Origin of the sequence: Moorena sp. SIO1G6, from assembly GCF_010672795.1 — a bacterium.
GTDB lineage: Bacteria > Cyanobacteriota > Cyanobacteriia > Cyanobacteriales > Coleofasciculaceae > Moorena > Moorena producens.
The window spans coordinates 1-23,714 of record NZ_JAAHFZ010000019.1; the positions used below are offsets into that span (position 1 = coordinate 1).

General features: G+C 44.5%; 22 protein-coding genes. 15 read left to right on the forward strand and 7 right to left on the reverse strand.

From position 1 onward, the window contains the following. Positions 1–378 precede the first annotated feature (378 nt). The 4 genes from rodA (at position 379) to F6K63_RS18925 (ending at position 4,015) form a co-directional block, all read left to right on the forward strand. Positions 379–1,647 (forward strand): rod shape-determining protein RodA, encoded by a 1,269-nt coding sequence (rodA, locus tag F6K63_RS18910; protein ID WP_287312906.1) that lies wholly within the window; start codon positions 379–381, stop codon positions 1,645–1,647. A gap of 241 nt (positions 1,648–1,888) precedes the next feature. Next, complete coding sequence (locus F6K63_RS18915) at positions 1,889–2,965, forward strand: RRXRR domain-containing protein (protein WP_287312907.1); 1,077 nt, start codon at positions 1,889–1,891, stop codon at positions 2,963–2,965. A 121-nt stretch (positions 2,966–3,086) separates the two neighbouring features. Then, on the forward strand, positions 3,087–3,278 hold the full coding sequence (locus F6K63_RS18920; protein ID WP_044493740.1) for an NAD(P)H dehydrogenase subunit NdhS: 192 nt from the start codon (positions 3,087–3,089) through the stop codon (positions 3,276–3,278). Positions 3,279–3,346: 68 nt separating this feature from the next. Further along, positions 3,347–4,015: an HAS-barrel domain-containing protein gene (locus F6K63_RS18925; protein WP_008186150.1), complete on the forward strand. Its 669-nt coding sequence runs from the start codon at positions 3,347–3,349 to the stop codon at positions 4,013–4,015. A 163-nt stretch (positions 4,016–4,178) separates the two neighbouring features. Here the strand turns inward: F6K63_RS18925 and F6K63_RS18930 are convergent, their stop codons facing one another. Continuing rightward, complete coding sequence (locus F6K63_RS18930) at positions 4,179–4,646, reverse strand: HmpF-related protein (protein ID WP_287312908.1); 468 nt, start codon at positions 4,644–4,646, stop codon at positions 4,179–4,181. Between the two features lie 22 nt (positions 4,647–4,668). Beyond that, positions 4,669–8,001, reverse strand: coding sequence for a valine--tRNA ligase (locus tag F6K63_RS18935; protein WP_008186146.1), 3,333 nt, complete (start codon positions 7,999–8,001; stop codon positions 4,669–4,671). A 322-nt stretch (positions 8,002–8,323) separates the two neighbouring features. Between F6K63_RS18935 and F6K63_RS18940 the strand changes: the two genes are divergently transcribed. Further along, complete coding sequence (locus F6K63_RS18940; RefSeq protein ID WP_008186144.1) at positions 8,324–8,662, forward strand: P-II family nitrogen regulator; 339 nt, start codon at positions 8,324–8,326, stop codon at positions 8,660–8,662. Between the two features lie 152 nt (positions 8,663–8,814). Here the strand turns inward: F6K63_RS18940 and F6K63_RS18945 are convergent, their stop codons facing one another. The 4 genes from F6K63_RS18945 to F6K63_RS18960 all read right to left on the reverse strand — a co-directional run bounded on the left by F6K63_RS18945 (position 8,815) and on the right by F6K63_RS18960 (position 13,519). Further along, positions 8,815–10,287, reverse strand: a complete 1,473-nt coding sequence (locus F6K63_RS18945) for a zinc ribbon domain-containing protein (protein WP_287312909.1) — start codon at positions 10,285–10,287, stop codon at positions 8,815–8,817. A gap of 188 nt (positions 10,288–10,475) precedes the next feature. Continuing rightward, complete coding sequence (rdgB, locus tag F6K63_RS18950; RefSeq protein ID WP_353837853.1) at positions 10,476–11,051, reverse strand: RdgB/HAM1 family non-canonical purine NTP pyrophosphatase; 576 nt, start codon at positions 11,049–11,051, stop codon at positions 10,476–10,478. Between the two features lie 213 nt (positions 11,052–11,264). Next, the gene (locus F6K63_RS18955) at positions 11,265–12,707 is read right to left on the reverse strand and encodes a phosphoglucomutase/phosphomannomutase family protein (protein WP_008186138.1); all 1,443 of its coding nucleotides are present in this window, start codon (positions 12,705–12,707) and stop codon (positions 11,265–11,267) included. A 356-nt stretch (positions 12,708–13,063) separates the two neighbouring features. Further along, positions 13,064–13,519 (reverse strand): hypothetical protein, encoded by a 456-nt coding sequence (locus F6K63_RS18960; RefSeq protein ID WP_229414579.1) that lies wholly within the window; start codon positions 13,517–13,519, stop codon positions 13,064–13,066. A gap of 185 nt (positions 13,520–13,704) precedes the next feature. Between F6K63_RS18960 and F6K63_RS18965 the strand changes: the two genes are divergently transcribed. From F6K63_RS18965 to F6K63_RS18975, 3 genes are all read left to right on the forward strand, one after another. Beyond that, positions 13,705–14,535: a photosystem II manganese-stabilizing polypeptide gene (locus tag F6K63_RS18965; RefSeq protein WP_008186133.1), complete on the forward strand. Its 831-nt coding sequence runs from the start codon at positions 13,705–13,707 to the stop codon at positions 14,533–14,535. 341 nt (positions 14,536–14,876) lie between these two features. Beyond that, positions 14,877–15,017, forward strand: coding sequence for a hypothetical protein (locus tag F6K63_RS18970; RefSeq protein ID WP_154659842.1), 141 nt, complete (start codon positions 14,877–14,879; stop codon positions 15,015–15,017). A gap of 64 nt (positions 15,018–15,081) precedes the next feature. Then, positions 15,082–15,858: an RNA polymerase sigma factor SigF gene (locus F6K63_RS18975; protein ID WP_008186130.1), complete on the forward strand. Its 777-nt coding sequence runs from the start codon at positions 15,082–15,084 to the stop codon at positions 15,856–15,858. Between the two features lie 47 nt (positions 15,859–15,905). On the opposite strand, the gene F6K63_RS18980 is transcribed toward F6K63_RS18975, so the two are convergent. After that, a complete protein-coding gene (locus F6K63_RS18980) occupies positions 15,906–16,130 on the reverse strand; it encodes a hypothetical protein (RefSeq protein WP_131826839.1) in 225 nt (74 codons plus the stop codon). 52 nt (positions 16,131–16,182) lie between these two features. Here F6K63_RS18980 and F6K63_RS18985 point away from each other — a divergent pair, with 52 nt between their 5' ends. From F6K63_RS18985 to F6K63_RS19015, 7 genes are all read left to right on the forward strand, one after another. Continuing rightward, positions 16,183–17,148 (forward strand): hypothetical protein, encoded by a 966-nt coding sequence (locus F6K63_RS18985; protein WP_287264923.1) that lies wholly within the window; start codon positions 16,183–16,185, stop codon positions 17,146–17,148. 292 nt (positions 17,149–17,440) lie between these two features. Beyond that, the gene (locus tag F6K63_RS18990; RefSeq protein ID WP_008186125.1) at positions 17,441–17,737 is read left to right on the forward strand and encodes a hypothetical protein; all 297 of its coding nucleotides are present in this window, start codon (positions 17,441–17,443) and stop codon (positions 17,735–17,737) included. Between the two features lie 18 nt (positions 17,738–17,755). Next, a complete protein-coding gene (gene hisS / locus F6K63_RS18995; protein WP_008186123.1) occupies positions 17,756–19,039 on the forward strand; it encodes a histidine--tRNA ligase in 1,284 nt (427 codons plus the stop codon). Positions 19,040–19,406: 367 nt separating this feature from the next. Continuing rightward, complete coding sequence (locus tag F6K63_RS19000) at positions 19,407–20,936, forward strand: hypothetical protein (RefSeq protein ID WP_008186121.1); 1,530 nt, start codon at positions 19,407–19,409, stop codon at positions 20,934–20,936. Positions 20,937–21,194: 258 nt separating this feature from the next. Further along, complete coding sequence (locus F6K63_RS19005) at positions 21,195–22,049, forward strand: OmpA family protein (RefSeq protein WP_008186118.1); 855 nt, start codon at positions 21,195–21,197, stop codon at positions 22,047–22,049. A 169-nt stretch (positions 22,050–22,218) separates the two neighbouring features. Further along, entirely contained in the window at positions 22,219–22,800 is a 582-nt protein-coding gene (locus F6K63_RS19010) for a Uma2 family endonuclease (protein ID WP_287312910.1), read from the forward strand. 466 nt (positions 22,801–23,266) lie between these two features. Next, positions 23,267–23,626: a hypothetical protein gene (locus tag F6K63_RS19015; RefSeq protein ID WP_287312911.1), complete on the forward strand. Its 360-nt coding sequence runs from the start codon at positions 23,267–23,269 to the stop codon at positions 23,624–23,626. Positions 23,627–23,714: the final 88 nt, after the last annotated feature.

The window sequence follows — 23,714 nt, forward strand, 5'->3', positions numbered from 1 at the left end:
GATAACAATCCGATTTAATGAGGTACCAATGACAATGGTTCCTATGATGAGGAGCCGGATGAAGGGAAACTTTCACGTCCGGTTTTGAAGACGAGTCGGTGAGGCGACTCACCGGCTTAGTTTAATCAATATTTTGCGTAAAGTAGCGACACAGCTAGGGATTTCCCTAGCCGAGGTCGGTAGGGCAGCTTTGAACCTGCCACGACGGTACAAACTAGACTCATTATCTAAATCGTATCGTGAAGCGTCATGGAGCGCGGTTTTAACCCGCGAAGTGACATCAGCTTAGAATCCACGCGGTTTCAACCCGTGGAGAGTTCAAGAATTTTAAATCTGTTTTAGCTTAGCTCATACCTAATCGCTCATACCTCATAACGGATGGTACAAATTAATAAATTTAAATTTAGAAATAGTATTCGTTGGCGGCTGTTGTGGGCCCCCTGGCAGGACTTAGACTGGCAACTATTATTCCTGACTGTGGGGCTAACCATCTTTGGGGCAGTGATGATTCGCTCTGCAGCCATCGACAATGGTGGAAACTATTGGGTCTCCCACTTGCTCATTGGTAGTATTGGATTGTTCATCGCTCTATTCATCGCGCGATCGCGCTATCATTCCCTGATCCAATGGCATTGGGTAATTTACGCCATCACCAATCTGTCCTTAATTGCTGTAATGATGATCGGTGCCAGTGCTAAGGGGGCTCAGCGTTGGGTTACCATTGGAGGGTTTAATGTTCAACCCTCAGAATTTGCCAAGATCGGGTTGATTATTACTCTAGCTGCCATCTTGCACAAACGGCCCGCTACTACCATTCCAGCAGTAATAGCAGCTTTAGCAGTAACTATATTACCTTGGGCATTAGTGTTTGGGCAGCCTGATCTGGGAACATCCTTGGTGTTTGGGGCAATTACCTTGAGTATGCTTTACTGGGCAAATGCCAATCCCGCCTGGTTGCTCGTGTTGATTTCCCCTCTGGTGTCAGCCATTGTCTTCAGTCTATCTTCACCTGCATGGTATACCTGGGCTGCTGTAATCACACTGATTGCTTTCCTCAGTCTCCCTTGGCGCTGGTTGGGAGCCTTGGGTACCCTGGTTATTAACCTAGTTGTCGGACCGTTAGGAAAAGTCTTCTGGAATCTGTTGAAGGACTATCAAAAAGACCGATTAACGCTCTTTTTGAACCCCGATCTAGACCCTCTTGGAGGAGGATATCACCTAATTCAGTCTCGGATTGGGATCGGTGCTGGTCAACTTTGGGGAAGGGGACTAAACCAGGGAACTCAAACTCAACTCCACTTTATCCCGGAACAGCATACTGACTTCATTTTCTCAGCCATTGGTGAAGAACTAGGCTTTGTAGGTTGCTTGTGTATTTTATTAGCCCTGTGGTGGTTGTGCCTACGCTTGGTGCTGATTGCTCAGAATGCTAAAGACAACTTTGGCTCTCTGGTAACAATTGGCGTGCTCTCAATGATTGTGTTTCAAACCGTGATCAACATTGGGATGACTATTGGCTTAGCTCCCATCACAGGAATTCCTCTACCTTTACTCAGTTACGGTCGTTCAGCCCTACTAACCAACTTTCTTGGTCTAGGGTTGGCTCAAGCAGTGGCCAATTATCGACAGCGATTGAAGTTTCAATGAGTTATGGGTTATAAGATACTGGGTCAATAACCCCACCCTAAGAGGATGGGGCTTGGTAGACAACCAACTACCGTGATTGACTAGACCATTGAGCCGAATCCTGGTAAGAACTTCCAGATGCTTCCCCAGTCTGGATCTCTTTAAAACTGTGTTGTCAGTTGCTGCTTTGGGCAGGACATCTTGGATTCGGTGGTCAAGGGGACAGGGTAACCTAAATACTTTTCTCGTGAGGTTTATCACCATGTTACGAGTTCCAGTAATTTCACCTGATGGCAAACCATTAATGCCGACAAAAGCTTCTCGCGCTCGCCGCTGGCTGCTATGCGGTCTTGCCGTTGTTTATCCAAACGATCTAAATGTTTTTGCTGTTCAGCTAGTTAATCAACCATCTGGAAATCAAACCCAGGATATTGCCATTGGTATTGACCCCGGAAAGATGTTTTCTGGTATGGCTGTTCAGTCAAGTAAAATCACTCTTTGGACAGGACATCTGATCTTGCCTGACAAGAAAGTTCGAGAACGCATGGATACTCGGCGAATGATGCGAAAAACTCGTAGAAGTCGTCGAATAGATCGCAAGGTTGCTTACTCACAAAGGTCTCATCGGCAAAAACGATTCTCAAACCGTAGAGTAAAAAGGGTTCCCCCTTCAATTAGGGCAAACCGTCAACTAGAAAATCGGGTAACAAAAGAGCTTTGTTTTTTGTATCCAGTAAATGTCATCGTCTATGAAGTGGTCAAGGCAAGAGGGAGCAAAGGGTTTTCTCCTGTGATGGTAGGCCAGTATTGGGCAATCTCTCAGTTGGAGCAAATAGCCCCAGTAATTCAAAAACAAGGCTGGGAGACCGCTTTAAAAAGAGAGGCATTAGGACTAATAAAAGACAAAACTGACAAAAGTCAGCAAACAGTTAATACCCATGCAGTAGATGGAATAGCCCTAGCTGCTACTCATTTTTTTCGACGCCAAAATTATTATCACCGCAACGGAAAACTGAGTGTTCCAAAAAACTGTGATGTAACTAATGCTGTGTTTTCAGTCATTAGACGTGCCCCCATAAGTCGTCGCCAGTTGCATCTATTGCAGTTTTCTAAGGGTGGGAAACGACGTAAATACGGTGGGACAACCACTAGCCATGGTTTTCGCAAAGGAGACTATGTTGAGGCGGTTAAGGCTGGGATAACCTATCGAGGTTGGGTGAGCGGTGAGACAGTAAGGCAAGTTTCTGTTAGCGATGTTAACTGGAAAAGAATTGGACAATTTACTGCCCGAAAAGTCCGACTTCTAAAACGTTCAACGGGATTAATTGTAAACCACTAATTGGAGGCGCGGCTTTCCTCCCCACTTTAAGAAGGATGGGGTATCCAGCCGCGAAGATTTAATGACTAATAAGTCCAATATCTCCTATCCTAGTAAAGGAAATCTAAGTTTTGAGGCAATCATGATTTTTCCAGGTTCTATAGTTCGCGTAATCAATGTTGACGATACCTATTATCGCTTTGAGGGGCTAGTACAGAGGGTTAGTGATGGTAAAGCAGCTGTGCTGTTTGAAGGAGGTAACTGGGATAAATTAGTGACGTTTCAGCTGTCGGAAATCGAAGAGGTGAAACCAAAAATTGGTAAAAAGGGTTAGTGGACAGGCATAGATCAAAGAGATCAATAATTAATGACTAATGACTAATCATGACTAATCGCTAAACCATGCGCCTTCCCTTACCCCAGTTTACTCCCAGCAATCGCTCAGAAAATCACCTTGCTGAGGTGATTGAAACAGCAACTACAGAATTTCTCGCTCAATGTTTAGAGCCAGAAGATCTAAGCTTTCCAGTCATGCCTCCCTTTGGCAGCTGGGTAAAATCTGTAGATGATGAGTCAGGTAATCAAATTTTTGCTGTAGTTTATTATGCTACCACTAGCCCCATTGACTCGGTTCATCGAGCAACAGCTTTAGGATTGTCACTGGCAGAATTACGTGAGCAGCAGCCTCAGATTTTCGCCATGCTCAAAACTGAGTTCCGTGCTGCCATCGTTGGATTTATGTCTTCCGAAGAGGGTGTTAATGGTTTTAGCAACCATCACGGTCGAGTCTATCAGTATCTTCCACCCCGTCCCCCGCAAATTCATCAACCTGTCTACCAGTGTGAACCATCAGAGGTTATTCACTTTAGTGAACAGTTGGATTTTTTGCGAACACTTTTGGAAGTGAATGGTGCCCCAGTAGACCCCCTGACAGCAGCTGTGATTAGAGAAGTTTATCGTCTTCGTCAGACTGACCGTGACTGGTTAGTCAAGGCCGGACGAACCTTGAGTGTCTTACTTAAGGATGATTATGACCGCTTGCGGTATATTTTGAGTCAAATTCATTGGTAGTAACCTCATCCCTCGTTATCCCTTACGGGGATAATGGGGGTAGACTACGAATTACTTGACAAATTACTTTTTTAGTTTCCTGGTTACTTCCAACAGGAATTTCGACCCACACCTCCCTCTGTTTCCCTATTCCCTATTCCCTATTCCCTATTCCCTATTCCCTTTACTCATTACCGGCTTGATCAATTTTAGCCTGCAATTGAGCTACCTTTTGCTCCAGCTGTTTCTTCTCCAATTTCAAGTTTTCTGCTAAGGCTTCAATTTTTTCGCGACGTGCTTCTACTTCTAAATCGCGGATATCTAACCCTTGGCTTTTCAAGGTTAGCTCTTGCCGCCATTGTTCAGCCCGTTTCATTTCTTCCTCTAAAAAGGTAGACTTAACCTCAGCTGTTAAATACTTCTTGACTAAATCTAACACCCAATCGGTGGCAGATTGAATAGAGATTACCTCTTGAGTTTCAGCCAGATCGATTAAGACTAAGCAACCTTCTTTTAAAGCTTGGGAATTAGTAAACGCGACAGGTCTTGGCTCAATGACTTCCCAGAATTGATCAGAGTTTTGGCGGGCAAGTAGTTGCAATTGGAGCCCGCCAAAATCGTTATTGTCTTGAACTTGAGCTAGGTGTAGCATTACCGGTTTGATTGAAATATGATTAAAGTCTATTTAAGCGATCGCGTAAAATAGACTCTTGCTTTTTAGCCTCAGCTAATGCCTCTTGAGCACCCTTAACCACTGCTTCTGGAGCTTTACTCACAAAGTTCTTATTACCCAGACGCCCAGACAAGGATTTGACTTCCGCCTCCACTTTACCTAAATTCTTTTCTAACTTAGCCCGTAGAGCATCCACATCCACCACACCAGTTAGGGGAATTAGCACCTGGACTGTGCCGACTACACCCGCCATGGTATTTTTTACCTCTTTCTCCAAGGCTGGAGTGATGGTTAATTGATTGACCTTACCTATGTCTTTGATATAGGCTTGACCCGCTTCCAAAATTTGACGTTCGTCACTGTTGCTGCTTTGCAGAATAACAGGTGCGGTCACCCCTGGTTTAATCTCTGCTTCAGCCCGGAGGTTGCGGATAGTACGGATTGTACCGATCAGCAGCTCAAACCTTTGCTCTAGTTCTGAGTCAATTAGAGAACTTGGGGATATAGAAGAGTGGGTATTGCCTATGGGCGGAACGTCATGGTCTATTCTAACCTGCCCCTCTTCTATATCTTTGATATCTTCTATATCTTTAATATCTTCTCCCTGTTGTATATTTCCATCAATCATCCCCATTTTGGACTCAATTTTACTCAATTCCGAGGATTGCTGACTGTCTTCCTTACCAACAATTTCTGCTTTGATGGATTTAATTTTTTCCGATAACTCTTGACGATTCTCAGCCTTGAGCACATAACGGGAAACAAACCAAATGGCATATCCTAGACCAATCAGTTCTAAACTAGTTGAGACTAAGGAAATGCGATTGAGCGCACCCACGAAGGCTGTGAGGATATTCAGGGCAATAATTACTCCCACAACCAACCCTGCTGCGATTATCGGTTCTTTGTAGTCCTCGAACAACTTCCTAGAAATTTCTGGCACTTTAAACAATACAGCTACACTTTGCTTAGAGATTTCCTTTTCCTTAGACAAAGATGTTCCTGACCTCGGTGATTGGGCATCAGGATAATCGGATGTATTATCGGTTAGCAGTTCGCTCTCCGTTGTCTGTAGTTCCTCTTCCCCAGTTTGACCATCTAGGTACTCTATAGGATAAGGTTGTAGCGCCAACACCTCCCCAGATTTATGGGTCAAGGTGTGCCAGATTTCTTCAGTAATATGGGGCATGAAGGGATGGAGGAGCTTTAGGATACCCTCTAAAACGTAAGCTAGAGTTTGCTGTGCCACAACCCGCGACGGAGAATTGGCATCCTGACGCAGCCTAGGTTTTACCAGTTCAATGTACCAATCACAAAAATCACCCCAGATGAACTCATAAAGTCCCTTAGCCGCTTCTCCCAAGCCATAAGCATCTAGATCATCCCTAGTTTGACGCACCACTTGATGAAAACGGGAAAGAATCCAGCGATCGCATAATTCCAATGCCTCTACTGTTGGTTGACCCAACTCTTCGGGAGTCTTACCATCAAGGTTTAGCATTACAAACCGGGCTGCATTCCACAGTTTATTGGCAAAATTGCGGGATGCTTCTACAGAAGCTGACTCATCCGTCTTGCGGTCATACTCTAATCGGATATCTTGACCTGCACCTGCCACTTCCCGAACCAAGGTATAGCGCACGGCATCCGTACCATACTTGTCAATCAGGATTAAGGGGTCAATACCATTGTTAGCGGACTTAGACATTTTCTTATTGTTCTCATCCCGCACTAGCCCGTGGATGTAAACACTCTTAAACGGCATCTGACCCGTAAAATGTCTTGCCATCATGGTCATGCGGGCAACCCAGAAGAAAATGATGTCAAAACCTGTTACCAGGGTGGTAGTGGGATAGTAAGTCTTCAAATCCTTGGTCTGATCAGGCCACCCCATAGTAGAGAAGGGCCACAATCCTGAAGAAAACCAGGTATCCAGCACATCTGGGTCTTGCTCTAGCTTGACATTTTCTCCAAATTTTGCTATGGCTTTTTTCTTAGCCTCTGCTTCATGGTGAGCCACAATAAACGGAGTCTCGCTAGTGATTGTGCCATTGGTTTCACTCACCACATACCAAGCCGGAATTTGGTGTCCCCACCAGAGTTGGCGGGAAATGCACCAGTCTTTTAATTTCACCAGCCAATCTCGGTAGACCTTTGTCCAACGTTCCGGGATAAATACTGGTGAATGGTGCTGGTCAAGAGACTCTAGGGCTCTGTCAGCTAGGGGGCGAATTTTGACAAACCATTGCGTTGAGATTAGGGGTTCAACAGGAACCTTTCCGCGATCGCTATAGGGTACCGTATGTTTGTAGTCCTCTACCTTAAGCAACAGCTCTTCTGCTTCGAGCTGCTTCACCACATTTTTCCGGGCTTCAAACCGGTCTTGTCCTTGGAAAGGGCCAGCCTTTTCATTTAAGGTGCCATTCTTATTCATGATGTTAATGAATGGCAGACTATGACGCTGACCCATTTGAAAGTCATTAGGGTCATGGGCAGGAGTTACCTTGACACAACCGGTGCCAAACCCTGGATCAACCAACTCATCAGCAATAATCGGAATTTCTCGTCCCATAATTGGCAAGGTTACAGTTTTACCAATTAAATCCTGGTAGCGTTCATCATCAGGATTAACTGCAACCGCCGTATCCCCCAACATAGTTTCTGGTCTAGTGGTAGCTACTTCCACAAAACCATTGCTATCAGTCAGGGGATATCGAAAATGCCACAAATGCCCATCAACTTCCTTATTTTCCACTTCCAAATCTGATACAGCCGACTCCGAGGCTGGACACCAGTTGACCATATATTCGCCCCGATAAATCAGTCCCTGATCATAAAGTTGGACAAAGGCTTCAATTACCGCTTTCGATAAGCCTTCATCCATCGTGAAGCGTTCCCGCGACCAATCCACCGAGACTCCCAAACGCCTCAGCTGGTTAACGATGGTGCCACCTGATTCTTCCTTCCACACCCAAGCCCGTTCAAGAAACTTTTCCCGTCCCAAGTCATAGCGGGTTTTGCCTTCAGCTTCTAGCTGTCTATCGAGAATGGTTTGTACAGCAATACTAGCGTGGTCAGTTCCCGGTAGCCACAGGGTATTGCGTCCTGTCATCCGGTGGTAACGCACGAGGGTGTCAATCAGGGCACTCTCGAAGGCATGACCCATGTGCAACTTCCCAGTAACGTTAGGTGGGGGGATAACAACGCAGTAGGGTTCACCCTGGTGATTTGGGTCAGCTTTGAAGACTTGGTTTTCTTCCCAGTATTTTTGCCACTTGGCTTCGGTGGTTTTGGGTTCGTATTTGGTTGCCAGGGTGGGTGTGGTTGCGGTCATGCTGGGAATGGTGAATAGATGGGCTTACCTCAATTTTGCCACAGGCTCAAGGTATAGTTAAGGGAATGAACTGCAAAGACGGGAAGGATGCGTGCGGCATAAAAGCAGGGGAGCATGAGTTGGTGGGCAGTCACCAAATACCTGTGCAGCTAATATATCGATAAGTATAGAAAAGCGAGTCGTCTTCGCGGTTGATCAATCGAGATCAACACTTGAGAGTTACCCTATCAGCATTTACAAAAATTTCCACATCCACAGTCAGATAAAGTGTCATGCTTATCATATAACAAATGAATAGCAGAACAACTGAGGAGTTAGGAGCTTGAAAAAAGTAGAAGCCATCATCCGGCCATTTAAGCTGGACGAAGTCAAAATCGCCCTAGTCAACGCTGGCATTGTAGGAATGACAGTGTCTGAGGTCCGAGGCTTTGGACGCCAGAAAGGTCAGACTGAACGTTATCGCGGTTCAGAGTACACTGTGGAATTCCTACAAAAACTCAAAGTAGAAATCGTCGTAGAAGATGAACAAGTCGATATGGTCGTAGACAAAGTGATCGCTGCAGCTCGCACCGGTGAAATTGGCGACGGTAAAATTTTCATTAGCCCCGTCGATCAGGTGGTCAGAATTCGTACTGGGGAAAAAAATCTAGAAGCCGTCTAAATATCCTATATACCAATATACCAAGGGAGCTGAGGGATACTCTTAAACCGGTATAAGTTGGGATAAACCCAGATAATCCGGTCAAGGTGCAATTTATTGTTGTCCAAGTGAGGAGTGGTCGTACAGTAATTGGAGTTGAACCTCCCACTCGTCTATTTGGACGTTCCTGGCATCCCGGTCAGGAGTTGCTTGAAAGCCTGAGTTTTGCTATGTTTGGAGTCAAGCCAGCCAAGCTCAACTGCATCTAGCAAGCTCAGTCCCATACCTTTCAAGAAACGCGCGGTACGACGCAACAACACTGCCTGAACCTCAGCCCTAGAAGAGAACCGAGAAATTTCCTTGTCCGCACCCCTAGCAAGGATGTTCTTGGCGGCATTGTGGTCAGCCTGTAACACGACCCCATCAAATCCGGTAAAGTTATCCCCAGTCCTTTTCCCTAATAGGGTTCCATTCCTGGAGTCAACTTGCGACGTGTAACTAGGCTGAACTTCCGTGACAACCGAGCCAGTCCAATTCGCCCATTTATGCAAGGAGTCCCGCATAACTCCAATCATCCAACTATTGAGTTTGCGGGACATAGCCTTAGACTGACGCTTATTCTTAAACGGTTGTGTTAAATCTTCTGCAAATACTTTTAAGGATTTTTCATCAAAAAGAGACTTTGAGGCAGCTCCTATTATTGCCTTTAGTTCTGATTGGTTTCTCCTGTATCGTTTATTCTCGGTCTTTCTGCTCAGATTGTTTCTTAGTATTCTAGCAGACTTGGCTGAGTCTATCTTTTCTAGTTTCCGGTGAATAGCCCACAGCTTTCCTCTGTTTCGATTTTTTTTACATATTCTATCTGATTTTATTGTAGCTACTTTACCTAGTCCTTTCCCGTGTCCCTGACCTTCTGAGTCATAGAATGCTTCAGTGTATCCCTTGTCTACTCCAATACTCTGACGGTCGGCAGGTATTTCTGAAGTGCCATGGTTTACTAAGAAGTGAATTTCAAATCTTTGCTGAAGTTTGTTGTAGATCAACCTAATCTGTCCTTTGATTTTTCGATTAGATCTGACCACTATCCTGTTCCTCTTCCCTCTCCTTAATCCCGCCAATTCCAGTTGATAGGTATTACGAGAGAGTTGCTGGCAGCTATAACCTCCTTGTTGATAAACTATCTGGTTCCTAACCCAAGAATGTCCTTTTTGGAACTCTTTTCTTACGAGTCTGTGCAGCAATGAACTTTCTAGGAAAGTCAAGGTTTTTAGTTGTTGACAAAGCTCTTTTCTGGTTTTTTTATTCTTATCTCCAGGAAATTTACGATAGACCTTCTTTATTACTACCTCTATACAGGCCGCCTGGCTCGCTGTAATGGCCTTGGCTACATCGCTAACCGTCCATTCCATCAATTTAGAGGGTAGTCCCAATGATTCGGGAGGTCTAAAACTTCTAACTTCTGGGTAAGCTTTCTTCCAGTCAAGTCCCCAATAGCTAATGCTACCTAGCTTGTTGTAAGACTCAGACCTAACTACCCCCAGCTTTTTCATAGTAGACAGCAACTCAATTTCAACCGATCCAGTCATCCCCACTACTGGGACAACTTGAGTTGATATCTTTTTTGTTGCTCCTACTTTCTTTGGCATTATCAACAGCTAAGTCCTATACCTTGATTATACACTAGCGCTATAAAAATATCCATGTCCATTTCATGCTGTTAAATACTGATTTATCCCTATTTTTAGGGGTTTAATTGCGAGGCACAGTTTACCGAGTTAGCGTGCCTCAGTTGATTTTTATAGGGAATTGACGGTTTAAGAGTATCCCACGCTAGTTAACCTAAATGTTTCAACTGAGGCAGTAGTAATTCAAAAGCCTTGCCACGATGAGAGCAGGATCGCTTGATCTCAGGCTCCATCTCAGCAAAGGTCAACCCCTGCTCTGGAACAAAAAAAATTGGGTCGTAGCCAAAGCCACCAGTTCCCCGAGGAGCTGGCAAAATTTCCCCCCGACAAATCCCTTCAGCTTGAAAAGCGATCGCACCATCTGGACGAGCAATCGCCACTACACAAACAAACTGGGCTTGCCGATTCACTTCCAAACCTAGCTCCCCCAGTAGCCGCTCAATTCGCTCTTGGTCGGTTTTGCAATAGCGTCCAGAATAAATCCCTGGAGCACCATCTAGGGCATCAACTTGCAAACCAGAATCATCAGCAATTGCCCATTTTCCAGTTGTCTGGGCTACTACTGATGCCTTCAGACAAGCATTGGCAGCAAATGTATCCCCAGTTTCTTCAATCTCTAGCTCTGGTGGCTTTAACTGCAATTCCCAGTCCAAAGAATCTAGGTATGTCTGCATCTCCCGCAGCTTACCAGGATTGCCTGTAGCTACAACCAGCAATTTTGGCAGCAAATTTGGGGTTTGATGTTGGGATTTTGGATTACTCAAAGCAACAAGGTCAGATTGTTTGATCAAAGGTTAACTGGCAATCAGAGTCAATTCGATACAGTTCAAGCAGCGTTTAATGCCCGATTGTGATCTTACTTAACCATTGCCCAGATTTTCAATATCGCACCCAAAACCAGCTAACCCAAAATCCAACACTAATCCAACATTTCAACTCTAAAACTGACTGGCCCAATCTTTAGCCCAGTTCAAGGTTTGAGTTACCTGTTCAAGGGTAGCTGCTTCACAGTAGAGTCGCAATAAGGGTTCAGTGCCACTAAAACGAATCAGCAACCAGCTGTCGTTAGCTAAACGGAATTTGTACCCATCGGTGGTTTGGCAATCCACCACTGCCTGACCATTAATTTCTTGGAGAGGCTGAGTTTGTAATTGTTCTTGTATACGCGATCGCACTTCCATCCCCGATAGATGTAAATCGATCCGGTCATAGGCAGAAGCATAGCCAGTTTGCTCTTGGAGACTCTTGTAGAGTTCACTTAAGTCTTTTCCAGATTTAGCGATCGCTTCTAATATGTACAGTGCTGATAATAAAGCATCTCGCTCAGGAATATGGTTGCCATAGCCAATGCCTCCGGATTCCTCACCCCCTAGCAAAGCAGGAGTGGATAACATCCGGTCAGCAATATACTTGTAACCGATAGCAGTCTCATAAACTGGCAAATTATACAGTGCTGCCACTCTAGGAATTAGGTCAGAACCACTAAGGGTTTTGACCACTTCACCACTAAAGTTACGTCGTGATGCTAGATGTTCAATCAGGATGGGAATCAGGATTTGGGGGCTAAGGAAATTGCCCTGAGCATCAGCCGCTGCAATGCGATCGCTATCCCCATCAAATGCCAACCCAACCGCTAATTCAACACCCGGTTCGCGGTGGTGACTCTGGAGCGCTTCAAATAGCTCAGACAGATAACCGGGTAAAGGTTCTGGGGATTTGCCACCAAATAAGGGATCCCGTTCGGCCTTAATTTCGATAATAGGTACCCCAAGAATCTTGTTCAAGCCTCCTGCTGCTGCACCATTCATCACATGGGCAAAGACAGTCAGTTTACCCTGACTAATCAGCTGTTGAATCAGGGCAATATCAACCTTTTGTCTTAAGGCATCACAGTAACTTGACCATGGGTCAAAGGTCTTGATACTACCCTCTTTCTTAGGTGTAGCTGGTGCTTGAGAAAGTTTGGCTTCAATCTGTTTAGTTATTTCTAGAGGAACTGATCCACCAAACGCTCCTTTGACTTTTAAGCCTAGGTAATTGCCAGGATTATGACTAGCAGTAATTACCAAAGCTCCCAAAGCATTTTGGGACTTGGCTGCCCAACTGAAGGCTGGTGTAGGAGCATAACTGTTAGAGAGTAAGACATCAAAACCAGCAGATTGAACCACCTCTGCAGTTTTTTTGGCAAAGTCTTCTGCCATGAAGCGTCGGTCATGACCCACTATAATCGTTTGGCTACCCGTGGTTTCCCCATAAGCATCTGCCAGAACTTGAGCAGCAACAGGGGCAACTATTGCCAAGCGCTCGAAGGTAAAATCGGCGGCAATGATACCTCGCCAGCCGTCTGTCCCAAATTTAATTGAATCTCCGGCAATCGCCATAATAGTAGTATATACTTACTTAAATTTTAATACTCTGACGGCAAAATCCTAGCATTGGAAAGAGTTAGTGTCTTGCTGACCCGCCAAAGCTTGATCTGGCTTGTCTCGCTATTTTGTCGTCATCTAGTAGTACTGATAGTAGTTACTTAACTTAAGTCACTCTGTCGGGATTTTGTCCAGTGGGTGTATTGGCTCCCACCATTGACGTTGGGCTATTGCCTAGCACCGATGACTTGCTCAGCAAGCAAGGTTTTTCCTAAATTTAAGCGGGATATAGTCTGGTTTTCACGCTCTTCCGGACTCTTCGGTCTGTTCTAAATCTCTATCAATCATCCCAGGACTTGGGCAACAGTTTCCTAGTGGTCGTCAGTGATACCCTGCTTAGATCGGGCTGACTCAGGCAGCTTATTAAGTACAGAGATTAGATTCATGCGTTCAATATAGGGCCAACCACCCTTTTCTTCAATATCCTTTAGAAAATCATATAGTTTCTGGCGAGTATCCGGCAATGAGGCTTGAAATAACCCGTCTCGAATCTCGCCATGGACTTCCTCTAAACCCCTGAGTATAGCCAACAGCGCTAAGTTATCATCTTGGTAATTCTTTGCCAAAGAACGAAGATCAGCGCTAATCTCTAGTAATTTAGCCTGTAATTGCTCTGAATCCAAATCTTTATCCCGATCCATTCCATCAAATAACTGTCGCAGTAAAGGCGGCTCTTCCCGTGTACAATGCTCTAAAGAACAGCTGAGGCTCACGGAATCGGTGCCATTTTTGCATGCCCTATGCCCAAATGGCAGTAGTTCAACCAAATAACAAGCTTCCCGATAGTTTGTGTGTAGCCCGACTTATAACATGGGTGTGGTGTGAATTGTGGATCATACTGGTCAATGCCTAGAGGGCAGCAGCTGTTTAACTCCTATGGCACCAGCAACCCAATTCCAGAACCAACCTAACATACATTTTTAGATCTGATTATTGACGATTGAGATTGACTATGAAGTATCGTGCTTTGATTTGTGCCTTCCTCGCGTTATGTCTGGGGGTCTTTACAGCTTCCTGTTCTCCAGATGTAGCCAGCTTGGAAAGTATCGAAGGACTTACCTATGACCAGATTAAAAACACTGGTTTAGCCAATAACTGTCCACAGCTGTCAGAAATGACTCGGGGTGCTATTCCTGTAGACCCTGACCAGTCCTATGAGATTGTCGATATATGCGTACAGCCAACCAACTTCTTTGTCAAGGAAGAAGGAACTAAGCGCAAAGAGGCAGAATATCTTCCCGGCAAATTATTGACCCGTTATACCTCTAGCCTGGTTCAAGTGCGAGGAGACTTAGTTTTTCAAGAAGATGGTAGTCTGAAGTTTTTGGAAAAGGATGGTATAGATTTCCAACCCATCACTATTCAGTTGCCTGGAGGTGAGCAAGTCCCATTCCTGTTTACCATTAAAAAATTGGTTGCCACAACTGAGCCTGGTTTGGAGAGCATCAATGCTTCCACCGACTTTGTTGGTGATTTCTACGTCCCCTCTTATCGGGGTGCTGTTTTCCTAGATCCCAAAGGTCGAGGTCTGGCTAGTGGTTATGATAATTCGGTTGCTCTGCCATCTCAAGCGGATAGCCAAGAGTTTGCCAATGTTAAGAGCGCAGATGTGGGAGAAGGCACCATTGAGCTGCGCATAGCTCAAGTAGATAGCGAGAGTGGCGAAATTGCTGGTACATTCATAAGTGAACAACCCTCAGATACTGACTTAGGTGCTGATGAGCCAGAAGAAGTGAAAGTTCAGGGAATATTTTACGGTCGCATTCAACCAAAACAAGCATAGCTGACCTTGGTTTGAGTCTTGGAAGCCACTGACTCCCAGCATGGGAAATTGGCAAAAACGTTAATTGCTAAGGGGCGTATGCCCCTTTTTTGATCGGAATGTGGCGTTTTCGTTATCCTGTATGTATTATTAATAAACTTTCATCGTTTCTAATTCGGGATTCGGGTGAAATTACTGTTTTAATAAACTTAATGGTAAATCTACAATTAAAGCAATAACACTATGACCAGGGCGGTGCTTTTGGAGATTAATAAACTAAATTAACTAAATCACCTATGTTATCAAACAAAACTTTAGCATAAACCCACGCCAATAAAACTGAACCCCTTGATCGAAAAGGAATGCAACATAAGATCTTCCGGGGATTGGATCCGGGAAATCGTCAATCGGGAATCCGACAACCATTACCAATTCAACCTGACCCATTAGCAAAAGGGAGTAAAAATTTGTTGCAGCCATCCAGGATAATTGGCACGAGTTAGCGGTCTCATAGCCGATTGTGATCTAATTGTGATCTACTTGTAATCTACCACCTTCAACTTTGTTATGGCGACTAACCTTAACCATAAACTTAAGTATCAAAGCTTAACATTATTACAAAAGTACCAGCAATATCCTGACCCTGAACTTCGCAATCAGCTAGTTGCTCTCAATTTAGGACTAGTGAGGAGAGAAGCTCATCATTGGGTCAAGCAGTGTAATGAAAGCTACGAAGACTTACTTCAGGTTGGCTGTATTGGCTTAATTGTTGCCATAGAACGATTTGATTCCACCAAGGGCATAGCATTTAGTTCCTTCGCTATCCCCTACATTCGTGGTGAAATTCAGCACTATTTACGAGATCGGGGTTATTCAATTCGCATTCCTCGACGCTGGCTAGCCCTACGGCAAAAATCTGTGGAAATTACTCAAAATTTACGAGCAACGTTAAACCGGCAACCGACAGAAGAAGAAATAGCAGCAGCATTAAACATTTCCCTAGAAGAATGGCAAGAAATTACCCTAGCTCATCAAAATCGGGAACCTCTGAGCTTAGATACACCAGTGGGAGATTCAGAGGACAGAAACACCAGCTTGGGTGAGTTAGTGCCAGATCCTCGCTATCGCAGTTTTCAGCTGGCACAGGAAGACCAAATCCGCATTCAACAAGCCCTAGCTCATTTGGAAAAGCGCACTCGTGAAGTGCTGGAATTTGTTTTTTTACATGACTTGACCCAAAAAGAGGTAGCACAGCGCTTAGACATCAGTGTAGTAACGGTATCCCGCCGCGTTAAAAAAGGCTTGGAAGCTTTGCAAAAGTTAATGACACCGACACAAGATTAAGATTAATTTTCACTACATACATTATTATAAATATAATATAAAATTATCTAGAATCCTATACAGCTGGCAAAGTAACTGGACTCTAGTTGAGGTGCTTTTGGATAAAATAAGCTGACCACTGACGGCTGTTCGCATTCGCGCAGCGTAGCCTTTGGCCAAGGGTGAGCCTTTGGCAAAAGGCTGACGGCTGACCTGCCCACAGCCTTTTGCTTAGAGTCTCCAGTTTTGGAAATTTGCCAAAAAAATCCTATCTTCAAAGAAGTTGGTGCCACAGATCGATAACTTCAAGGGTATGCTCGGATAAAGCGTTATTTTTAGGTGGTCATGGGTAAAGTATCATGCATCGTATGGGTGAGTGTGCTGGCTCTGCTTATAGGAGGCTGTCAACCGGGGAGAAAGGCTGATCAAGTGGAGCCGACTACCCCTAAACCTACTCCGGTGGCTTCCCCGGATAGCACCAAACCTTCTCCTCCTGTAGCTGAATTTGCTCCTAAATCCCCGGAAAAACCGGAGCAGGAAAAGGTAATACCAATACCACCGTTGATCACAACCTTGCCAAGCAATGAAGTAAGAAATCGGATTGATAAGGGACGTCTTGACCCGTTTGCAGCAATTTCAGTGCAACCAGAGGTGGAGATTTTGCCCAATCCTGGCAGACCAAGTAGTTCCCCTACGAGGGTACAGCCTCTGATTCCTACACCACCAAGACCGGCTTGGCGTCCGCGTCCTGGGACAGGAAGTAGTGTAGCAGTAAAACCCACCAGCCCCTCAAGAGCTAGCAGGCCGACCAGCCCTTCAAGAGCTAGCAGGCCGACCAGCCCTTCAAGAGCTAGCAAGCCCGACCGTAAGGCTCCAAGCTCATCAATCCCTAGAAAGTCTCCTGGCTCATCAAGAGGAAATGTTTTGCCACGGCCCCAGAAAACTCAGCCTACACAGACGAGCAAAGCTAAGCCTGGTTCAAAACCAGACAATAGCTCTGTTGTCAAGGATGGTATCCCCCCTATCCCTCCTGAATTTGATCTGCAACTGCCAATCCTACCAGAACCAGAACTGGCATATAAGATCAGTGTCACAGGGGTAGTTGACAATGGTAGGGGTGTCTATTACGCTATCCTAGATGTCCCTAATGAGCCTAGTCGTAGCGTTCAAGCTGGACAGTTTCTATTAGGTGGACAAGTGCTAGTCAAGCGGATTGAAATGTATAGAGGCTTAGATCCAGTGGTGATTCTGGAAGAAAACGGTGTTGAAGTCTCTAGACGAGTTGGAGAAACCTCAACATCAGCTTCTTGAGGTAACCTTAGGGCACGGTGTTAGGTGTTAGGTAAGCATTCAGCTATCAGCCGTCAGCCATCAGCCATTCCCGTACCGTGGCCCAAAAGCCTTTGGCCTTGGCTGACGCTACTAATTGTGCTGATTTTATGAAAAAGTATTAGTAGCGTACGCTATGGGCATAAACTGTTGCAGTAGCGTTGCCACAGACCTTTGGCTGATAGCTGATACGCGACACGCTGATAGCTAAAGGTGTTAGAAATTGGGTTAATGGTTCTGCTACTTAATCCCTAATACAAGGTACCCTAGGATCATGGAGCAGTGTAAACTATTGCGTTATCAAATTAGTTGTCCTGGTTTACCCTTGGCAGTATATCGAGAGGTAGCTGCCCATTTACGGCAAGTGACAGGGGTAGACGCTGATTTACTACCCCAAACATCCCAGCAGTTTGATTACAATCAGAGCCAAGTTGGTGGATTGTGGATTGAGTATGCCGAGACTGCTGATAAATTAGAAACAGAACGGGTCAAGCAAATTTTGTCCTATTATCAAAATCGCTATGGTGCCTGGGAAGAAGACACTTCCGATGGTGGACAGCAGCTCACATGATGGGGAAGCAAAAGGTTAATGGGTTTAATCCAGGCTTTACGAGGAACACGGGATATCCTGCCAGACGAAGTGGGATATTGGCAGCAAGTAGAAGCGATCGCACAACAGATTCTCAATAGAGCGGCTTATCGAGAAATTCGTCCTCCCATTTTTGAGCGCACTGAACTGTTTGAACGGGGGATTGGGGAAGCTACTGATGTGGTGGGGAAGGAAATGTATACCTTCAACGACCGGGCAACCCCTCCTCGTTCGGTGACACTACGTCCAGAAGGGACAGCGGGAGTAGTGCGAGCTTATATTCAAAATAGCCTCTATGCTGCTGGTGGAGTACAACGGCTCTGGTATACCGGTCCGATGTTTCGCTATGAAAATCCCCAAGCTGGACGACAGCGACAGTTTCATCAATTGGGGGTAGAGGTGATTGGTTCTCGTGATCCGAGGGCAGATGCAGAAGTAATTGCGATCGCAATCGATATCCTAAATACCTTGGGTCTAGTTAACCTGAAACTTGACCTGAATTCTGTCGGTAGTACCGAAGACCGTCAACAGTATCGACAGGCTCTGGTAGATTACCTCACTCCTTACAAAGATGAGTTGGACGAAGATTCTCAAGACCGTTTAACTCGCAATCCCCTCAGGATTTTAGATAGTAAAGACAAACGTACTCAAGAGATTGCTCAGGATGCTCCGAGCATTTTAGACTACCTCAGTTCAGAGTCCCAAAGTCATTTTGATCAGGTAAAGCAGTTGTTGCAGGATAATGGGATTAGTTACCAGCTCAATCCTCGCTTGGTGCGGGGGTTGGATTACTACACCCACACTGCCTTTGAAATTATCTCTGATGACTTAGGCGCTCAAGCAACAGTTTGTGGTGGTGGTCGCTATGACGGATTAGTCCATGAATTGGGGGGAAATAAAACTCCAGCCGTTGGTTGGGCCATTGGTTTGGAGCGTTTAGTGATTTTGCTGCAACAACTGCAAGCATCACCAACCCTAGCGCTAGATTTTTATCTAGTATCCAGAGGTGAAGTAGCTCAAGCTCAAGGGTTGAAACTGGCTCAACAACTGCGCCAAGCTGGGTTGGCTGTAGAACTGGACTTGAGTGGAAGTGCTTTTGGTAAACAGTTTAAGCGAGCTGACCGCAGTGGTGCGGTGGCTTGTTTAGTGATCGGAGATGCTGAAGCTCAGAGCAACACAGTGAATTTGAAATGGCTGGCCTCTGGGGAACAAGAAACTATGACCCAAGCTGATTTATTGGATAAAACTGACCAGTTAAAAGGGCAGATAGAACAATTGCGTTGAGTGTTGAGTGTTGAGTGTTGAGTTGCTTAGGGTGCGTTAGGGGGGCCTTCATATTTCGCCTCGTAGCCAGGGTTAGGTTGTTGCCCGTAACGCACCTTCGTATGGGTAGGGTGTGTTAGGGGGGCCTTGATATTTGGCCTCGTAGCCAGGGTGAGGTTGTTGCCCGTAACGCACCACTGCTGGGTCAAACTGTTAGGAGATGCACCCTTGACTATTCAGTGTTAACACTCAATAACCTCCTATTATTTCGTAGTTAAATATCAATGGTTTGAGATAAGTCTGGGTATGCTTAGGTTATAAAGAAATGGGTTATCATCCTGAGGATGCTGCGCTACCATTTCACCTATAGAGTTCCCCAGCTGCTGCTATGCTACCAATACCTGATTACTTAATTGCCCTGACTGTAGTACTGGTGGTAATCCCATCAGTATTCGTAATTTTACTACGTTTTGCTCTCCATACCCATCTTTTATCCCTAGGGAAGCGAGTAAGAAGACTAATCCATGGACAGCCTCGTGGGAAAAAACCCAGAATTGTAGAGGAGCTAGAAAGACGGTTCTCAGATGCTAGCCGACATTTAGAGCAGGTCAATACAGGCGCATTAATTGACCAAGCCTACAGCCACGAGAAAGTTGTTGGCATCTCTTGTGACCAAATTGATTACATTGGTCGGATTATGCCTAGCTTACTGTTATCCTTTGGCTTACTAGGTACCTTTATCGGCATCACCATCAATTTGTTAGCACTGAGTCAAACAATCAGTCAGTCTGATGCTACCGATATCAATACTTTAGTTAACCAATTACAGCAACCCCTAGAAGGGATGGGGATTGCTTTTACCACTAGCTTAACTGCGATCTTTTTTAGTGCTGTCTTAACCGTAGTTAATGTCGCCTTCAATACAGGGCTAGCCAAAAATAATCTAATTAGTTACTTAGAAGACTACTTGGATAATATTTATCAGCCGACTTTAGTAGGGCAAACACGCCTGGATGTATTGGTTCAGGGGATGTCCAATATCTTTGACAACTTTTTGGCGAAATTTGGTCAGACTGTTCGAGAAGCAGTGGAATCCTCACTACGAGAAAAAGTTCAAGAAATTGCTGATGCTAACACTCAAGTGCTTAAAATAGCAGAAAATTCTTACAATAGATTCTTCCAAGCTGCTAGTACTATCGCCAGAAGTGCTGAGGAATTTCAGTTAGCTGCTGCTCAATTTACCCAAGTGGCTCAAACCTTCGAGCATAGCCAGTTTCCTCAAAAATTATCTAAGGCTACAGTAGATTTAACTAGAACCCAAAGCAGTTTCTCTGAGTCAGCCAGTATGCTATCCCAATCAGTCCAAGCTATGGGAGTAGCAATGGCTGAACTTCAACTTCATGGGGTTAAGTTGGTAAAATTGGCAGAAGAAATCAGTGCCCTCAGACAATCTTCTATAGATGTAGTGAAGCAGCATCATCACAGTCAACAAGCCTTAGGGAAGATTATCCCCCAACTTCAGCAAGGAGCACAGGGATTTCAGTCAGCGATCGCTAGGCTTGATCAATTAGAGCAACGGATTGTTTCTCGAAGCGATAGCTTGAGTGACGTTCAGGCTGAATTGGCTAAGTTAGTGTCAAATGTGAAAAGCTATACCGAAGGAGTAAGTCTGGGCATTCAGGCTTTAGGCGATCGCCTTGATCAAAGTCTTACTCAGCAAGCTAATACTGACCAGCATAATTATGAAATTATGCGACACAATCTTGAAAAAGTTGTCAATCATCTCAATAACACTAATCAGGAAATTGCTAAGATTAGCAAAAAAATGATTGAGTCCAATCAAGTCGATGGTTCAACTCGCATAACCCAAGATATGACTGTAGGAGAGCTAGTCAGGCGTTTGAGCAGTGAACGATAAACCTGGCAAATGACAAATAATCACGTAAGCTATCAGCTATCAGCTATCAGCTTTGTGGCACAGGCTTCGACGCTGGAACCTAACTCAAATTAAACGAATGCTTAGCTCTTTTCTTGATGCAAAGCGCGAGTGGGTAGGGGCTGCATCGCTTATTCAAAAGCACCATTAGTAGCGTGCGCTATGGGCATAAGCTGACGGCTGACGGCTGACGGCTGAATACTTACATAATAACTATAAAATTGACAGGAAATTGATAAAATGCGTCGTTCACGAAATAATGATTGGAATGAAGAGATAAATCTCTGGCCAGCCTTTACAGACTTAATGTCTAATGCCTTCATGATCCTGATCTTATTTTTGTTGCTGTCTATTTTGAAGTCTGTGCTGGCACAAACTGCCTTGGAATCAACCATTGATGATCTCACCAGAAGTGAAGATGAAGTGGTGCAATTAGCAAGGGAGAATGCGGAATTACGAGCTAAGGCAGTTCGGGTTGATCAACTTGAGCGTGGCGTAGCGATTTGGAGAGCTAGGGCAAAGCGCTCAACTGACCGCCAAAAGGCACTAGAACAGCAGGTTAGGGCTTTGCAGGTACAGATTGCTGCAGCACCAAAACCACCAGATACACCTCCAATTATTGTAATCAAAGATCAGGGGGCTTACCGATTTGATTCCGGCAGTGCGGAAATTCCCTCAGCGATGAAAGACTATATTCGGCAGCAAATTGTCCCTGCGATTGAAAGCAATGCCAAGGACTATGAAATTAATGTAGTAGAACTGATTGGTCACACCGATGGTCAACCTAATCTTGGTGCTGGCAATATCGACCAGACCATTGGGAATGTAGTTAATAAAAATTCCTCTATCAGTCAACTTAGACCAGGATCTAATGCTGATTTAGGACTGATGCGAGCTTTGGCAGTTGTGCAATTACTCCGTGAGATTCAATCTAAGGAAGGGCGGCTGAAGGGGTTGCAATTTCGGGCTTATTCTGCAGCCCAGTTAATTTTACCTAATGGAAAAATTGCTCCGATTAGTTTAAAGGATGATCAAACTAGGCGCAGGATTGAAATTCGCTTTACTCGTCTCGGTAAGGTAACAAATGTTCAATAGCTGAAGAGGACATAATCTCGCTAATCTGGTAAGGAAAGATGCGTCAGCTGTTAGCCGTCAGCTGTCAGCCCTCAGCTGTCAGCTGAATGGTTACAAAGATGGTAGTCAGGAAGTTTGCGATCGCAAACTCCATGATTAGGCTTTCTATGGTGAACAAGGAATAATCGCCATGACCTATGTCGTAGATAAACAAACAGACCAACGGCTAGTCCACTCCGGGGTAAGTTGGCATAACTTCAAATCAATTCAAGCGGGGTTCGTCAACTCCCCAGGAATTCGACTGTTCTACTACAGGGGTGAGGTAGAAATATTGGCAGTTTCCCAAGACCATGAAGTCTTCAGTGGTGTCATAGCACTGTTGCTGGGTACTTATTTTGTTGAAAAACAAATTGAGTTCACTCCAACCGGTAGCTTTACCCAAGAGAAGGAAGGGGAAGCATCTGCACAAGCAGACCAATCTTACCTAATTGGTAGAGCGTCAGGAGTGATTGCAGACCTCTCTATTGAAGTTGTCTTTACCAGTGGTAATCAGAGCAAACTAAGTCGTTACCAATCATTAGGAGTACCCGAAGTTTGGTTTTGGGAGGATGGTGTCTTTGCTTTGTATCACTTGCGCTCTGATGGTTACGAAAAAATTTCCCAGAGTGAAGTCTTGCCAGATTTGGATATTGACTTATTGTCTCGGTGTCTGATGATGGCTTCCAAAGTTGAAGCTATTAGGCACTTCAGACAAGCTATCTCTGAGGCTTAGAAAAATCCTTAAGATTAGTCGAGTAGGGTGCCTTAGGGGAGCCTTCATGTTCCTCCTCGTAGCCAGAATTGGGACAGCCCGCCCCGTTCCACCCACGGGCAAGATGCCCGTTCCACCCACCGGATCAAACAGCATGCATTGAGATTTACCCCCTACGGTTTTATAGCATTTGTATTTGAGATGTAAACTGAAAAGGTCTTTTTTAAGTTTGCTATAAAACTCTATAGCTCTTTTACCTCTTGCCTTTTGCCTCTTGTCTCTTGCCTTTTTCTAGAATCTATAAATTTACAAATCGTTTGAAAACGCTATTATCTATTTTAATTCAGCAATGCCTTAAATTTATACACAATAAATATTAAGTAATTTTAAGTTTTCAAAAAACATCTTATTTTTATTGATTATTCTTAATAATCAATAAAAATAAGATGTTATAAAATTAGTTAACAAGAGATAAGGAGGAATCACGATGTTAAAGAAATTAAGCATTTTATCTGTTGCAACTATTGTAAGTATGACCCTAAACCAAGGATTAGCTAATGCAATAAGCGCAAATGGAGGTAGTACAGGTTGGCATTCCGTTAGTAGTGGGAGTGAGACAAGCTGTAACAAGAAAGGTATAGAAAAAATGAATATTCTTGTCAATGGAGGAGAAATCGAAAAAACTGAATTTCACCCATGGCGCTATAAAAGAGGAAATAACGTTATTTTTAATCTTGTATGTGCTCCCAAAGGTGATTATGTCAGGGTAGATGTTATTTGTGTGAATCCTTGTGACCGGAACACTTATCGTATTCGCACTGTAATAGATGAACTGATGAATTGGTAAATTCTAGCTTTCGAATCAGCAACACTTTAGGCAGGAGATCTCTCAGGCTTAGAATAATCCTTAAGGTCAGCATTCAGCCGTCAGCTGT